The organism is Bradyrhizobium stylosanthis, from assembly GCF_001641335.1.
In the GTDB taxonomy this organism is placed as follows: domain Bacteria; phylum Pseudomonadota; class Alphaproteobacteria; order Rhizobiales; family Xanthobacteraceae; genus Bradyrhizobium; species Bradyrhizobium stylosanthis.
Genome location: NZ_LVEM01000005.1, coordinates 556,554 through 570,535, shown reverse-complemented (window position 1 = coordinate 570,535; position 13,982 = coordinate 556,554). Strand labels below are relative to the sequence as shown.

Annotated in this window: 14 protein-coding genes; 7 read left to right on the top strand and 7 right to left on the bottom strand. The window is 65.1% G+C overall.

The genetic code is table 11. The features are described 5' to 3' along the window. Positions 1–26: 26 nt before the first annotated feature. Positions 27–431, bottom strand: a complete 405-nt coding sequence (hisE, locus tag A7X65_RS33985) for a phosphoribosyl-ATP diphosphatase (protein ID WP_063693623.1) — start codon at positions 429–431, stop codon at positions 27–29. Between the two features lie 129 nt (positions 432–560). Then, on the bottom strand, positions 561–929 hold the full coding sequence (locus A7X65_RS33980) for a hypothetical protein (RefSeq protein WP_063693604.1): 369 nt from the start codon (positions 927–929) through the stop codon (positions 561–563). A gap of 227 nt (positions 930–1,156) precedes the next feature. On the opposite strand from A7X65_RS33980, the gene A7X65_RS33975 reads away from it, so the two are divergent. The 6 genes from A7X65_RS33975 to A7X65_RS33950 all read left to right on the top strand — a co-directional run bounded on the left by A7X65_RS33975 (position 1,157) and on the right by A7X65_RS33950 (position 8,792). Further along, complete coding sequence (locus tag A7X65_RS33975) at positions 1,157–2,206, top strand: ABC transporter substrate-binding protein (RefSeq protein ID WP_063693876.1); 1,050 nt, start codon at positions 1,157–1,159, stop codon at positions 2,204–2,206. 84 nt (positions 2,207–2,290) lie between these two features. Further along, positions 2,291–4,087: a glucan ABC transporter ATP-binding protein/ permease gene (locus A7X65_RS33970; protein WP_063693602.1), complete on the top strand. Its 1,797-nt coding sequence runs from the start codon at positions 2,291–2,293 to the stop codon at positions 4,085–4,087. A 188-nt stretch (positions 4,088–4,275) separates the two neighbouring features. Beyond that, entirely contained in the window at positions 4,276–5,727 is a 1,452-nt protein-coding gene (locus A7X65_RS33965) for a D-alanyl-D-alanine carboxypeptidase family protein (RefSeq protein WP_063693600.1), read from the top strand. 193 nt (positions 5,728–5,920) lie between these two features. Next, positions 5,921–7,606 carry a long-chain fatty acid--CoA ligase gene (locus A7X65_RS33960; RefSeq protein ID WP_063693598.1) on the top strand — a complete coding sequence of 562 codons (1,686 nt, stop codon included), beginning with the start codon at positions 5,921–5,923 and terminating at the stop codon, positions 7,604–7,606. Positions 7,607–7,622: 16 nt separating this feature from the next. Further along, positions 7,623–8,198, top strand: a complete 576-nt coding sequence (locus tag A7X65_RS33955; RefSeq protein ID WP_063693596.1) for a DUF924 family protein — start codon at positions 7,623–7,625, stop codon at positions 8,196–8,198. A 108-nt stretch (positions 8,199–8,306) separates the two neighbouring features. Continuing rightward, positions 8,307–8,792 (top strand): peroxiredoxin, encoded by a 486-nt coding sequence (locus tag A7X65_RS33950; protein WP_008543132.1) that lies wholly within the window; start codon positions 8,307–8,309, stop codon positions 8,790–8,792. Positions 8,793–9,065: 273 nt separating this feature from the next. On the opposite strand, the gene rnhA is transcribed toward A7X65_RS33950, so the two are convergent. From rnhA to ispH, 3 genes are read right to left on the bottom strand one after another with little or no spacing between them, the layout of a single operon-like run. Continuing rightward, a complete protein-coding gene (gene rnhA, locus A7X65_RS33945) occupies positions 9,066–9,530 on the bottom strand; it encodes a ribonuclease HI (RefSeq protein WP_063693594.1) in 465 nt (154 codons plus the stop codon). Further along, entirely contained in the window at positions 9,527–10,510 is a 984-nt protein-coding gene (locus A7X65_RS33940; RefSeq protein WP_063693592.1) for a homoserine kinase, read from the bottom strand. The genes rnhA and A7X65_RS33940 overlap by 4 nt, the downstream gene beginning before the upstream one ends. Before the next feature lie 6 nt (positions 10,511–10,516). Next, the gene (gene ispH, locus A7X65_RS33935; RefSeq protein ID WP_063693590.1) at positions 10,517–11,485 is read right to left on the bottom strand and encodes a 4-hydroxy-3-methylbut-2-enyl diphosphate reductase; all 969 of its coding nucleotides are present in this window, start codon (positions 11,483–11,485) and stop codon (positions 10,517–10,519) included. A gap of 254 nt (positions 11,486–11,739) precedes the next feature. On the opposite strand from ispH, the gene A7X65_RS33930 reads away from it, so the two are divergent. After that, complete coding sequence (locus tag A7X65_RS33930) at positions 11,740–12,435, top strand: DUF1013 domain-containing protein (RefSeq protein WP_063693588.1); 696 nt, start codon at positions 11,740–11,742, stop codon at positions 12,433–12,435. Positions 12,436–12,682: 247 nt separating this feature from the next. On the opposite strand, the gene A7X65_RS33925 is transcribed toward A7X65_RS33930, so the two are convergent. Together A7X65_RS33925 and A7X65_RS33920 are read right to left on the bottom strand one after the other, a co-directional pair. Further along, the gene (locus A7X65_RS33925; RefSeq protein WP_063693586.1) at positions 12,683–13,429 is read right to left on the bottom strand and encodes an OmpW/AlkL family protein; all 747 of its coding nucleotides are present in this window, start codon (positions 13,427–13,429) and stop codon (positions 12,683–12,685) included. 191 nt (positions 13,430–13,620) lie between these two features. Then, on the bottom strand, positions 13,621–13,890 hold the full coding sequence (locus tag A7X65_RS33920) for a hypothetical protein (protein ID WP_063693583.1): 270 nt from the start codon (positions 13,888–13,890) through the stop codon (positions 13,621–13,623). Positions 13,891–13,982: the final 92 nt, after the last annotated feature.

Sequence of the window (13,982 nt, the reverse complement as noted above, 5' to 3'; positions counted from 1 at the left end):
TGTCCATCGCGAGTTTTGTGAAGCTTTTAATGGCGCTTTCGGGCCGTGCGGCTCTCGAGCGCGACAATTGGCCGCCTGGCCGCGACGCGCGATGACGCAACTTTGGGCAGCTTCATCTGCGATTTCGGCAGCTTCTCGGCGATGCCGAGCATGTCTTCCCGCCGCGTCATCTCGCGCCAGACGTCCTCGGGACGCACGCCGGCCGAGGCCCACAGCACGGTGAGATTGTAGAGCAGGTCGGCGCTTTCCCGGATCACGGCCTCACTGTCGCCGTTGACCGCATCGATCACGACTTCAATGGCCTCTTCGGCCAGTTTCTTCGCCATTTTGGAGGGTCCGCGCTGAAACAGACGCGCGGTGCGCGATGTTGCCGGATCAAGATCCCTGGCCGCGAGCACAGCCAGATATAGCCGCTCAAGCGAATCACTCATGGTACTAAAAACTACTCTAAACCAATGGCGAGCGCGTTAACGCCCGGCAATAAAGGCAAAAACAGGCCGGTGCGGCAAGCGCGACGGCCTGTTTTGGTCAACCTTTGGTAGCCAGGGACTGCTGCAAGCTTAGTAGCAGTTCTGGTAGTAACCTTGGCCACAGGCCTCGGACGGGGCGGTGCCGCCGTAGCGCTGATACTGGTAGTTCGGGCCCGGGCCGTAATAGGGGCCGTAGGCAGGCGCGCTGTAATAAGCGGGGCCGCCGTAATAGCCGTAGCCCGGACCGTAGTCATAGGCATAGGAGTCGCGGGTCGCAGCGATGGCGAGACCGGTGCCGATGGCTGCGAAAGCGGCTGCGGCCGCGGCACCGCCACCACCGCCATGCCAGTGACGGCCACCTGCGTAAGAGGCCGTCGGAGCAGCCGCGGTCAGCGCCAGCACCGCAGCCGTCGCGAAGATGGCCTTACGGCCGGTAAGGCTCGAAATTCTGTCAAACATGTCCTGGACCCTCCTTGGGACCTCGAATGGTGCCTTGAGACAGGCTCATGTCTCTCAAACACCTGTCACCTAAGTTAGGTTCCCCAACCCCAACGCAAGCTGAACGAGGTTGCGTAACGATGCCGCAACCGCTGCTCATCCGCCGTTCATGTTGACGCGCGCACGGTCCAAGCCGGCCGGCGCTGCGAGCGTCACGAACCACAACAATGCGGGACCGGCGCAAGTCGATGTCACGATTCAGGACGATCATTCTTCGCGGTCTGCTGGCCCTTGCGATCCCGCTCGCCGCGCTGGCTGCACGCGATGCTACAGCGGCCGAGAACGCCGCGCCTTCCACGGCGATCCACTTCACCTTCGATCGTCCCATCGATTCGAGCATGGCGCCGTTCTTCCTGGCCGCGAAGGACGGCAAGTTCAGCGCCGAGCGTCTCAACGTGTCCTTCAACAGCGCGCCCGGATCGCCGGAGGCGCTTGCGCGTGTCGCCAAGGGCGACAGCGAGCTCGCACTGGTCGACATCAACGAGCTGATCCGCTTTCGCGACAAGGAGGACGCCGCACCGATCAAGGCGGTGTTCGTGCTGTTCAACCGCGCGCCCTACGCCATCGTCGCGCGCAGGAGCCGCGGCATCAACCTGCTGCCCGACCTCGACGGCAAGACCGTCGGCGTCGCCGACGGTGATCTGACGATGCGGCTGTGGCCGGCGCTGGCGCAGCAGAACAACATCAACACCGCGCGGGTGAAATTCCACAAGATCAGCGCCGCGGTGCGCGAGCCGATCCTGTCCGCGGGACAGGTCGATGCGGTCGCCGGCTTCAGCTATCTCTCGGCGGTGAACCTGCGCGACCGCGGCGTGCCCGGCGGCGATCTCGTCGTGCTGCGCTTTGCCGACTACGGCTGCGAGGCCTATGGCTTCGCGGTGGTGGCCAACCCCGCCTTCGCCGCGGCGAAGCCGGATGCGGTGAAGGGATTCGTCCGCGCCTTGATCGCGGGCATCAACGCGACGGCCAAGGAGCCGGCGCGCGCGGCAGAAGAGGCCGCAAGCCGCATCGACGACGGCGACCGCGATCTCGAACTGGAGCGCCTGCGCACCGTGCTCGTCGACAACATCCTGACCGACGAGGTCAGACGCAACGGCCTCGGCGGCATCGACCCGGCGCGCCTGGAGCGTTCGTTCGACCAGATCGCCAAGGACTTCAAATTCCGCAAGCGGCCGGCAGCCGGCGATATCTTCGACGACCGGTTCCTGCCGCCGGTGGAGAGCCGGCTCATCAATTGAGCAAAACCGGAAGCTTCCGCTGTATCTCGCAGGCGATCCCGGCTTAGAATACGAGCCCCATCAGCTGCCCGAGTTGCCGTCCGCATGTCCATCCTCCGCCTCTACACCCGCGTTCTCGAACTGCTCGGCAAGGAGGCGCGGCTGGGCTGGCTGCTCGCGATCGCCAATCTCTTGCTGGCGGCCTCGCAATTCGCAGAGCCCGTGCTGTTCGGCCGGATCGTCGACGTGCTCTCCGGCAAGTCGGTGGCCGGTTCCAACTCCGCCTGGCCGTTCCTGGCCGCCTGGGTGGCGTTCGGCCTGTTCACGATCGGCTGCAGCGCGCTGGTCGCGCTGCAGGCCGACCGGCTCTCGCACCGCCAGCGCCAGGCGGTGCTGACCGACTATTTCGAGCACATCCTGCAGCTGCCGCTGACCTTCCACTCCGGCACCCATTCCGGCCGGCTGATGAAGGTGATGCTCAACGGCACCGACGCGCTGTGGCGGCTCTGGCTCGGCTTTTTCCGCGAGCACTTCGCCGCGATCCTCTCCGTCGTGGTGCTGCTGCCGCTGTCGCTGTATCTGAACTGGCGGCTCGCGATCCTGCTGTTCGTGCTCTGCATCGTCTTCACGGCGCTGACGACCTTCGTGGTGCGCAAGACCTTCGGCATGCAGATGGAGGTAGAGGAGCACTATAGCGAGCTCTCCGCGCGCGCCTCCGACGCGCTCGGCAATGTCGCGCTGGTGCAGAGCTTCGTGCGCGTCGAATCCGAGGTGAAGGGGCTGCGCTCGGTCGCCGACGATCTGCTCGCCGCGCAGATGCCGGTGCTGTCCTGGTGGGCGCTGGTCACCGTGATCACGCGCGCCTCGACCACCATCACGGTGCTGGCGATCTTCACGCTCGGCATCGCCCTGCATGACCAGGGGCTGACCTCGGTCGGCGAAATCGTGATGTTCGTCAGCTTCGCGACCATGCTGATCCAGAAGCTCGAGCAGGTCGTGAGCTTCATCAACAACGTGTTCATGGAAGCCCCGCGCCTGCGCGAGTTCTTCAACGTGCTCGATGCCGTGCCGGCGGTCCACGACCGTCCCGACGCGATCGATGCGGGACGGTTGTCCGGTCTCGTCGAGTTCAACGACGTCACCTTTTCTTATGACGGCAAGCGCCCGGCGATCGAGGACCTCAGCTTCACCGCGCTGCCCGGCCAGACCATCGCGCTGGTCGGCCCGACCGGCGCCGGCAAGTCCACCGCGATCGCGCTGCTGCATCGCGCCTTCGATCCGCAATCCGGCATCATCAGGATCGACGGCATGGACGTGCGCGGCGTGACGCTGACCTCGCTGCGGCGGAACATCGGCGTCGTGTTCCAGGAAGCGCTGCTGTTCAACCGCTCGATCGAGGAGAACCTTCGCGTCGGCAAGCCGGACGCGACCGAAGCCGAGATGCGCAAGGCGGCCGAGCGCGCGCAGGCGCTCGACTTCATCGAGCGCAGCGGCGGCTTCAACACCAATGCCGGCGAGCGCGGCCGCATGCTCTCCGGAGGCGAGCGGCAGCGCCTGTCGATCGCCCGCGCGCTTCTGAAGGACCCGCCGATCCTGATCCTGGACGAAGCCACCAGCGCGCTCGACGCCGTCACCGAGGCCAAGGTGAATGCCGCTCTCGACGAAGTGATGAAGGGCCGCACCACGTTCGTGATCGCCCACCGCCTCTCCACCATCCGCAACGCCACGCGGATTCTGGTGTTCGAGAATGGGCGGGTGATCGAAAGCGGAACTTTCGATGAACTCGTGGCCAAAGGCGGCCATTTTGCCGAGCTGGCCAAGGCCCAGTTCATGGTTCAGGAGACCGCACGGGCCAGCGTGACGGCGGCCGAGGCTGCCGCGACAGCCGCCAAATCCCCCTAGCAAGTCCCGGGAGGACCGTCGAAATTCGGCCTATTTCATTGCGGAATACCGCACCGGTCCCCCTATTCTCGACGCATCAGCCGGTATAGGTTTGCGACGCCGCAAGCGGCGGCGCCGGATTTCAAACCCGAACTCAGATCACGAGAACCGTCCGTATCAGGCGGCTCTCCAAGGACCGGAATCGGATAGTGCACGCCCTTCGCCCGCTGCTTCGCAAATCCCTGTTCAACCTGTTCGCTGCCTCCCTCGCATGCGCCGCATTGCTTGCGCCGCGCGTCGCGAATGCCGAAGCGCTGCTGCTGATCGAAGCCGAGAGCGGCAAGGTGCTGCAGGCGGAGAATGCGACGATCCCGTGGTATCCCGCCTCCGTCACCAAGATCATGACCGCCTATGTGACGCTGAAGGCGGTGAAGGACGGCAGGCTCACGCTCGACACGCTGCTCACGGTGTCGCCGACGGCCGCCTCGCAGTCGCCGTCGAAGATGGGGTTCCGGCCGGGAACACAGCTTACCGTCGACAACGCGCTGAAGATGATGATGGTCAAGTCGGCCAACGACATGGCCGTGGTGCTCGCCGAAGGCGTCGGCGGCTCGATCGACGGCTTCTCGGCGATGATGAACGACACCGCGCAGAAGCTCGGCATGACGCAGACGAGCTACGTCAATCCGAACGGCCTGCCTGCCGACGGCCAGATCACCTCCGCCCGCGACCTCGGCATTCTCGCCCGCTCGTTCCTGCGCGACCTGCCGGAATACGAATACTTCGTGCACATCCCGGCGATCCGCTTCGGCAAGCGCGTCACCGGGAATTTCAACAAGCTGATCGGCCGCTATCCCGGCGCCGACGGTTTCAAGACCGGCTTCATCTGCGCTTCCGGTTACAATCTCGTGGCCTCCGCCACGCGCAACGGCCGCCGGCTGATCGCCGTCGTGCTCGGCGCCAATTCCGGCACCGCGCGTGCGGTGAAGGCGGCGCAGCTGCTCGAACGCGGCTTCGCCCAGGACAATCTCACCTGGCTCCGTCCCTCGCTCGGCACCGTCGACAAGCTGGTGCCGGTCGACGCCTCGCCGCCGAACCTGCGCGAGGACATGTGCGGCGGTCATCGCAAGCGGCCGGCCAGCGACGACGACGATGCCCTGATCGCCACCAATGGCGGCACCAGCGGATCGGCATCGGCCACCGGCGGCGAAGCGCAGGTGACGTTCTTCACGGCCGGCCTGCAGCCGCCTTTGATGAAGGCTTCCGAGCTGATGGCCACCGCGGCGGCGCCGGCTGAACCGGTGCTGGTCTATACCGGCCCGACCCGCACCGGCCCCGCCCTGATCGCGGCGGTCGCAGCCGATGCCGACCAGCAGACCGCCTCCAAGCCGCGTGGCAAGAAGTCGCGCGTTGCCAAGAAGCCCGACGCGGCCGACAAGCCCGCGGACAAGAAGGACGCCAAGACCGCGGCAGCCAAACCGGCCGACGCCAAGAGCGACGCCAAGACCGCGGCCAAGCCGGCCGGCACCAAGCATGCCGCCGCCAAGCACGATGCGGCGGCGAAACCCGCAGAGAAGCCGGCGAGCGGCGATCCGGCGGCCAAGCCCAAGCCCAAGGCCGCGACCAAGCCGGCCGCCGCCAAGCCTGCCAACAACAGTTAACGCGCCTCGGACATCAAACCGCACCCCGCGCTTCGCACCTGCGGCAACGCGGTTTGCGACGATTCCAGTAGCCTCCCCCCGGCCTTTGCCCTAAGCCTCGACGACTTGCCACCCGTTCCGGCAGGCTCGATACTGGCGGCAATGAGGCAAGCCCGAGACACAACGGGCTCTGGTAAATTGAGGGGAGTTTTCCATGGAGCGCATCTGGCTCAAGCAATATCCGCCCGGCGTGCCTGCTGATATCGAGCCGACGCAGTACGCATCGCTGGTCGACCTGCTGGAGGAGAGTTTCAGCAAGTTCGCCGATCGCAAGGCGTTCATCTGCATGGACAAGTCGATCAGCTATCGCGACCTCGACCAGATGTCGCTGGCGCTCGCCGCTTATCTGCAGGGCCGCGGCCTCCAGCGCGGCGCGCGCGTCGCGATCATGATGCCGAACGTGCTGCAATATCCGATTGCAACCGCGGCGGTGCTGCGCGCCGGCTTTGCCGTCGTCAACGTCAACCCGCTCTACACCCCACGCGAGCTCGAGCATCAGCTCAAGGATTCCGGCGCCGAAGCCATCATCGTGCTGGAGAACTTTGCGCACACCGTCGAGCAGGTGATCGCCAAGACGGGCGTGAAGCACGTCATCGTCGGCAGCATGGGCGACCTGCTCGGCTTCAAGGGCGTGATCGTCAATCTCGTCGTCCGCCGCGTCAAGAAGATGGTGCCGGCCTGGTCGCTGCCGGGCGCGGTGTCGTTCAACGACGCGATCTCGGCCGGTCGCGGCATGACGTTCAACAAGCCGAAACTGTCGCCGGGCGACGTCGCCTTCCTGCAATATACCGGCGGCACCACCGGCGTCTCCAAGGGCGCGACGCTGCTCCACCGCAACATCGTCGCCAACGTCCTGCAGAACGACGCCTGGCTGCAGCCGGCGCTGGCCCAGCCGCCGCATGTCGAGCAGCTGATGATCGTCTGCGCGCTGCCGCTCTATCACATCTTCGCGCTGACGGCCTGCTACCTGCTCGCGGTACGCGCCGGCGGCTGCAATCTCTTGATCCCGAACCCGCGCGACATCGCGGGCTTCGTCAAGGAGCTGGCGAAATACCAGGTCAACAGCTTCCCGGCCGTCAACACCCTCTACAACGGCCTGATGCATCATCCTGATTTCAAGAAGCTCGACTTCTCCAAGCTGAAGATCTCCAACGGCGGCGGCATGGCCGTGCAGCGCCCGGTGGCCGAGCAGTGGAAGGCGGTGACCGGCTGCTTCATCGCCGAAGGCTACGGCCTGTCCGAGACGTCGCCGACGCTGACCTGCAATCCCGCGACCACGAACGAGTTCTCGGGATCGATCGGCATCCCCGTGCCCTCGACCTGGATCTCGATCCGCGACGACGACGGCAACGAAGTCCCGCTCGGCCAGCCCGGCGAGATCTGCGCCAAGGGCCCGCAGGTGATGTCGGGCTATTGGAACAGGCCGGAAGAGACCGCCAAGGTGATGACGCCGGACGGCTATTTCCGCACCGGCGACATCGGCGTGATGGACGAGAAGGGCTACACCAAGATCGTCGACCGCAAGAAGGACATGATCCTGGTCTCCGGCTTCAACGTCTATCCGAACGAGATCGAGGAAGTGATCGCGAGCCATCCGGGCGTGCTCGAATGCGCCGTGATCGGCATCCCCGATTCCAAGTCGGGCGAGGCGGTGAAGGCCTTCGTGGTGAAGAAGGATCCGAACCTCACCGCGGAAGCCGTGATCAAGTTCTGCCAGGAGCAGCTCACCGGCTACAAGGTGCCCAAGCACATCGAATTCCGCAGTGACCTGCCGAAGACCAATGTCGGCAAGATCCTGCGCCGGCAGCTGCGCGACGAGAAGAAGGCGGAGGCGGCCTGAGGCTGCCTTTTGATGCATGACTGACGTGAACGACACCACGCCATCGGGCATTCTCGCTTTCTGGCGTGAGGCCGGCCGCGAGCGCTGGTACGAGCGCAGCGACGCCTTCGACGCGGACGTCAGACGTCGCTTTCTCCCGCTGTGGCAGAAGGCAGCCATCGGCGAACTGGCAGCCTGGGAGGCGAGCGACGACGGCGCGCTCGCACTCGTCATCGTGCTCGACCAGTTTCCCCGCAACATGTTCCGCGACGATCCCCGGACGTTTTCCAGCGATGCGCGGGCACGCGAGGTCGCGCGGCGGGCCATCGATCGCGGCGCCGACCGCAGGGTCGACCCCGTGCTGCGCGAATTCCTCTATCTGCCCTTCATGCATTCCGAGCACCTGCCCGACCAGGAGCATTGCGTCGCGCTGTTTCAGAATGCCGAAAATGTCGCCAACGAGGCTGACAGTGCCGAGAACCTGAAATACGCCCGGGTGCACGCCGACATCATCCGCCGGTTCGGCCGCTTTCCCCACCGCAACCGCGTCCTCGGGCGTCTGACCACGGAGGAAGAGCAGGCCTTCCTCGACAATGGCGGCTTTTCCGGCTGATGACATCGCGGTGAAGGGCGGCCACCGCCGCCGCTTTCCCCGCCGGCAATATTGTGCAGGCCCGCGGCCCGGTCTAAAAAGCGGGACCGATTTTCAGGGAGACTGACGATGGCGATCCAGACTGGCGACAAGCTGCCCGAGGCGAAATTCCGCGTGATGACGGCGGAAGGCCCGCAGGTGAAGACCACCGACGATATCTTCAAGGGCAAGAAGGTGGCGCTGTTCGCCGTGCCTGGCGCCTACACCGGCACCTGCCACAAGATGCATCTGCCGAGCATCTTCCTCAATGCCTACGCCATGAAGGACAAGGGCGTCGACACCATCGCGATCGTCTCGGTCAACGACGCCTTCGTCATGAACGCCTGGAAGCGCGACACCGATCAGCGCGACGAGGCGATCTTCCTCGCCGACGGCAATGCCGAATTCGCCAAGGCGATCGGCATGGAGCTCGACGCCTCTGCCAACGGCCTCGGCATCCGCTCCAAGCGCTATTCGATGCTGGTCGAGGACGGCGTGGTCAAGAAGCTGAACCTCGAGGCGATGCCCGGCAAGGTCGAGGTCTCCGGCGGCGATACGCTGCTCGGTCAGCTCTGAGCTTTAGCCCCTCTCTATCCAAGGACGACGTCATGCCCGGGCTTGTCCTGGGCATCCACGTTCTTGGCTCCGCGCGGCAAGGCGTGGATCGCCGGGTCAAGCCCGGCCATGACGGAGGAGAGACAGCGCCGTAGGGTGAGCAAAGGCGCGTCAGCGCCGTGCCCACGATCTGTCCTTGATTGAGAAGAAGCCGTGGGCACGCTTCGCATTGCCCACCCTACGGGACTTTGCGCGAAGCGTTGCCATGACGGATGGAGAGAGCGAGCCCCCTCGCTACTCGCTGATCCGGGTCTGCGTCCTTGCCTTCACGATCCCGTCCCGCGCCAATTGATCGGCGCGCTCGTTCTCGGGGTGGCCGGCGTGGCCCTTGACCCAGTGCCAGCGGACCTCGTGCGCCTTCAGCGCCGCATCCAGGCGCTGCCATAGCTCGACGTTCTTGACCGGCTTCTTGTCGGCGGTGCGCCAGCCGTTGCGCTTCCAGCCGTGGATCCAGCCGGTGATGCCCTGCCGGACATATTGGCTGTCGGTGTAGAGATCGACGGTGCACGGCTTCTTCAGCGCTTCGAGCGCGGAGATCGCCGCCATCAACTCCATCTGGTTGTTGGTGGTATGACGCTCGCCGCCGTTCAGCTCTTTTTCCTTGTCGCCGAACTTCAGGATCGCGCCCCAGCCGCCGGGCCCGGGATTTCCCGAGCAGGCACCGTCGGTATAGATCGTGACATTGGGAAGCTCGCTCACGCGACCAGCCCCGACGGCATCAGCCCGTAATCGCGCACGCTCGTGACGCTCTGGTGGAAGCGCAGCTTGCGGACATATTCCAGCGGATCCTTCGGCTTGACCAGCGCACCGGGCGGCACGTTGAGCCAGTCCACCAGCCGCGTCAGCAGGAAGCGGATGGCGGCGCCGCGCGCCAGCAGCGGCAGTGCGGCCTCTTCGGCTTCGCTCAGCTTGCGCACGCGGCCATAGGCGTTGAGGAAGGCACGCGCCTTGGTGACGTTGAAGGAGTGATCCGGCTCGAAGCACCAGGCGTTGAGGCAGATCGCGACGTCATAGGCCAGCATGTCGTTGCAGGCGAAGGTGAAGTCGATGATGCCCGAGAGCTTGTCACCGAGGAAGAAGACGTTGTCGTTGAAGAGGTCGGCGTGGATCACGCCCTCCGGCAGATTATCCGGCCAGACGCCGCCCGAGAGATAGTCGAGCTCGGCGGCGAGGAATGCACGCAGGCCCGGCTGCACCTCGTCGGCGCGGCTTGCGGCTGCATCGAACAGCGGCCGCCAGCCCGCAACCGAGAGCGCATTGGCGCGCCGGACCGCAAAGTTCGCGCCGGCCAGATGCATCCTGGCCAGCCCTTCGCCGACGCCGGCGCAATGCGTCGCATTCGGTTTGCGCGGCCAGACGCCTTCGAGAAAGGTGATGATCGCAGCCGGACGGCCCGACAGCTCGCGCAGCGCCTCGCCGTCCTTCGCCCTCACGGGAAGCGGGCAACTGACGCCATGCTCGGCGAGATGCGTCATCAACCCGAGGAAGTACGGCAGGTCGTTCTTCGCCACGCGCTTTTCATAGAGCGTGAGGATGAACGAGCCTTTGGTCGTGTGCAGCAGGAAGTTGGAGTTCTCGACGCCCTCGGCGATGCCCTTGTAGGAGAGCAATTCGCCGAGATCGTATTGATTCAAAAAATCCGCAAGCTCGTCGGCGGCAACGTCGGTGTAGACCGCCATAAAAGCTTACTCGGCGGCGGCTTCGGGGCGCACCTGACGCGGCAGCGGGAAGAACTCGTTCTCTTCCGCGGCCGAGACCGTCTCCACATGCAGCGTGTAGCGCTCGGCGAAGGCGTCCATGATCTCCTCGACGATCACTTCCGGCGCGGACGCGCCCGCGGTGATGCCGAGGCTCGCGATGTTGCCGAACTTGGTCCAGTCGATGTCGGTGGCGCGCTGCGCCAGCACCGCGATCCTGCAGCCCTCGCGCTCGGCGACCTCGCGCAGGCGCTGCGAGTTCGACGAGTTCGGCGCGCCGACAACGATCAGCGCATCGACCACCGGCGCCACCTTCTTCACCGCGAGCTGGCGGTTGGTGGTGGCGTAGCAGATGTCTTCCTTGTGCGGCCCGTTGATGTTCGGGAAGCGCTCCTTGAGCAGCGCCACGATCTCCGCGGTGTCGTCGATCGACAGCGTGGTCTGGGTCACGAAGGCCAGGTTGTTCGGGTCCTTCGGATTGATGGTCTTGGCGTCCTCGGCGGTCTCGATCAGGGTCACGGCGCCGACCGGGAGCTGGCCGAGCGTGCCGACCACCTCGGGGTGATGCGAATGGCCGATCAGGAAGATCTCGCGGCCGCGCTTGAAGTGGATCGCGGCCTCGCGGTGCACCTTGGTCACCAGCGGGCAGGTCGCGTCCAGCGAGAACAGATTGCGGGACTGGGCGTCGGCCGGAACCGATTTCGGCACGCCATGGGCCGAGAACACCACCGGCGCGGTCGTGTTTTCCGGGATTTCCGCCAGCTCCTCGACGAAGATGGCACCCTTCTTTTTCAACCCGTCGACGACGTATTTGTTGTGCACAATCTCATGGCGAACATAGACGGGGGCGCCGTACTTATCGAGCGCCCGTTCCACGGTGTCGATCGCCCGGACCACCCCGGCACAGAAGCCGCGGGGAGAACAAAGCACGATCTTGAGGTCTGGTTTGGCTGACATTGAGCGATCTCGGGACCGAATCACCTCGCCAAATGGGCGGGAAAGCGGTCGGATGGATGAATAGGGCTTAGGTACGGGCTTACGGGACTAGAGAGGGAATTGGGCCCCCTTTCGGGCGCTGTCAAGGCACTATCTATAGCAGAACCATTGCGTGGCTACCCCCTCCGGGCTTATATAGCGCGAATTCCCTGTCATCGCTGATGACCACCGGTTTCGCCTCCAGAGGGGTGGGCGAAGCACAAAGGAGATTTGCCATGAGCAACGCACCTCTGATGCCCAAGGCGACCGCCGTCTGGCTGCTCGACAACACCGCGCTGACCTTCGACCAGGTCGCCGATTTCACCAAAATGCATCCCCTCGAGGTACGCGCCATTGCCGACGGCGACGCCGCCCAGGGCATCAAGGGCATGGACCCCCTCTCCAACGGCCAGCTGACCCGCGAGGAGATCGAGAAGGGCGAGAATAACCCGGATTACCGGCTCCGCCTGCAGGAGAGCAAGGTGGTGCTGCCGCCGCAGCCCAAGCGCAAGGGCCCGCGCTACACCCCGGTCTCGCGCCGCCACGAGCGCCCCAGCGCCATCCTCTGGCTGCTGCGCAGCCATCCCGAGCTCAAGGACGCCCAGGTCATGCGCCTGGTCGGCACCACCAAGAGCACGATCGCCAGCGTCCGCGACCGCACCCACTGGAACACCTCCCAGCTGACCCCGATCGACCCGGTCACCCTCGGCCTCTGCTCGCAGATCGAGCTCGATTTCGAAGTGGCGCGCGCGGCCAAGGAAAAGCCGATCGACGCAGCCTATGGCGGCGCCACCCTGCTGCCGGCCTCCGAGACCACCAAGAAGGACGAGTTCGAGCCGGCGGAGAAATCCAGCGACGACCTCAACGTCGACGCCGTGTTCGCCAAGCTGAAGACGCTCGGCGGCAAGAAGCAGGAGGACGAGGAAGAGTAGTCTCCCCTCTCCCTGGTCATCGCATGCAAACGCGGCGGGAAAACCCGCCGCGTTTTTTGTTTTTGCGCGAACTCTCTCCGCCGTCGTCCTGGCGAAAGCCAGGACCCATTACCCCAGGGAGGCGTTTGGCGAAGGCTCGTCGTCCGGTACTTCGACTGTACGTAACCGATGGATCACGCGGTATGGGTCCTGGCTTTCGCCAGGACGACGTTGGGGAAGCAGTGTGCGTCCCTAACTCCGCCGTCCCTCAGAACTTGTACGTCACACCGGCGCCGACCAGCCACGGATCGATATGCGCGGTGCCGGTCACCGGCAGGCCGCTGACGGTCGCTGAATAATCCGGCCGCAGCCAGAGCTTCTTGACGTCGACGTTGAGACCCCAGTGCCGGTCGAGCATGTAGTCGAAGCCGAACTGCACCGCGCCGCCCCACGCGTTGCTGACGTGCAGGTTCGTGGTGGTGGCGACGATCGCGGGCGGGCCGGCGATGGCGGCCGGCGCATTCGCCGCGGAATTGTTGAAGAACACAGTGTAGTTCACGCCTGCGCCGATATACGGCTTGAACGCGCCGAAATTGTCGAAGTGATATTGCAGCGTCAGCGTCGGCGGCAGCAGCGTGGTCTTGCCGATCGGCAGGCTCGCGAGTGAGCCGGTGCCGCTGATCGAGTGCCGGGTCACGCCGAGGATCAATTCCGCCGCGATGTTCTTCGTGAAGAAATAGCTGATGTCGAGCTCGGGCACGACCTGATCGCTGATCGAGAGGCCGGAGTTCGGCGACGACAGCGACGGCACGCCCGCGACATTGACGGTGGAGCCGCCCGCATCCGGCAACACGCCGAGCACGCGCAGGCGCACCATCCAGGGATTCAATGCCTCCACAGGCGGCGGCGCCTTCTTGTAAACGGGCAAATCGGCAGCCCGCGCCGAGGCAAAGGTCCCCGCGAGCATCGCGCCGAGTGTCGCGAGCCGCGCCCAGTTTCTTATCGTTCCGTCCATTGCATTCCCCTTCAGCCATAGCCGCGCGTCGTTGCGCGACGTGAGCGTCAGAGCAGAAAGGCAATGGTGAAGGATTTGACGCCGATCAAATCAGGACAAACGCGACACGATTTGGCCGTCGCGTTGCAGATGTGTCACGTGATGCGCGATTGCGGGCGGAATGGCGCGGCATGATAATTCCGCGCCCGTGCTTACGGCCGATCGGGATGGTTCAGCATGTACTCGCCGAGATCGCGCTGGCGGCGATCGGCGCGCGCGGTTGCGGCATTGCGCTGGACGTCGCGGTCCTTGCGGCAGGCCACGTATTCCGGCGAGCCCTGCGCATAGCCGCGGCTCTGGCAGACCGCGTCGTCATCGTCGCCGCCCACCGCCACCGGCGTCTGATAGCGCGCCGAGCAGGCGGAGAGCGCGACGGCGAGAGTGACGGCTGCGAGCAGGCGTGGCGCGATGGCGAGTGGCATCGAGGGTCCCTTGTTGTCCGCCCCTGTTTAGCGCGGAATGCGGAGATTGTAAGTCCCTGCATGCTGTTCCCCCACGCGCAGTCATGCCCCGC

Excerpts from the sequence above, each read along its gene's own strand:
- A7X65_RS33955 (WP_063693596.1), top strand. The coding sequence starts at position 7,623 with ATGACTGACGTGAACGACACCACGCCATCGGGCATTCTCGCTTTCTGG.
- A7X65_RS33940 (WP_063693592.1), bottom strand. The coding sequence starts at position 10,510 with ATGGCGGTCTACACCGACGTTGCCGCCGACGAGCTTGCGGATTTTTTG.
- A7X65_RS33920 (WP_063693583.1), bottom strand. The coding sequence starts at position 13,890 with ATGCCACTCGCCATCGCGCCACGCCTGCTCGCAGCCGTCACTCTCGCC.
- A7X65_RS33980 (WP_063693604.1), bottom strand. The coding sequence starts at position 929 with ATGTTTGACAGAATTTCGAGCCTTACCGGCCGTAAGGCCATCTTCGCG.
- hisE (WP_063693623.1), bottom strand. The coding sequence starts at position 431 with ATGAGTGATTCGCTTGAGCGGCTATATCTGGCTGTGCTCGCGGCCAGG.
- A7X65_RS33930 (WP_063693588.1), top strand. The coding sequence starts at position 11,740 with ATGAGCAACGCACCTCTGATGCCCAAGGCGACCGCCGTCTGGCTGCTC.
- A7X65_RS33950 (WP_008543132.1), top strand. The coding sequence starts at position 8,307 with ATGGCGATCCAGACTGGCGACAAGCTGCCCGAGGCGAAATTCCGCGTG.
- ispH (WP_063693590.1), bottom strand. The coding sequence starts at position 11,485 with ATGTCAGCCAAACCAGACCTCAAGATCGTGCTTTGTTCTCCCCGCGGC.
- A7X65_RS33970 (WP_063693602.1), top strand. The coding sequence starts at position 2,291 with ATGTCCATCCTCCGCCTCTACACCCGCGTTCTCGAACTGCTCGGCAAG.
- A7X65_RS33975 (WP_063693876.1), top strand. The coding sequence starts at position 1,157 with ATGTCACGATTCAGGACGATCATTCTTCGCGGTCTGCTGGCCCTTGCG.
- A7X65_RS33925 (WP_063693586.1), bottom strand. The coding sequence starts at position 13,429 with ATGGACGGAACGATAAGAAACTGGGCGCGGCTCGCGACACTCGGCGCG.
- A7X65_RS33960 (WP_063693598.1), top strand. The coding sequence starts at position 5,921 with ATGGAGCGCATCTGGCTCAAGCAATATCCGCCCGGCGTGCCTGCTGAT.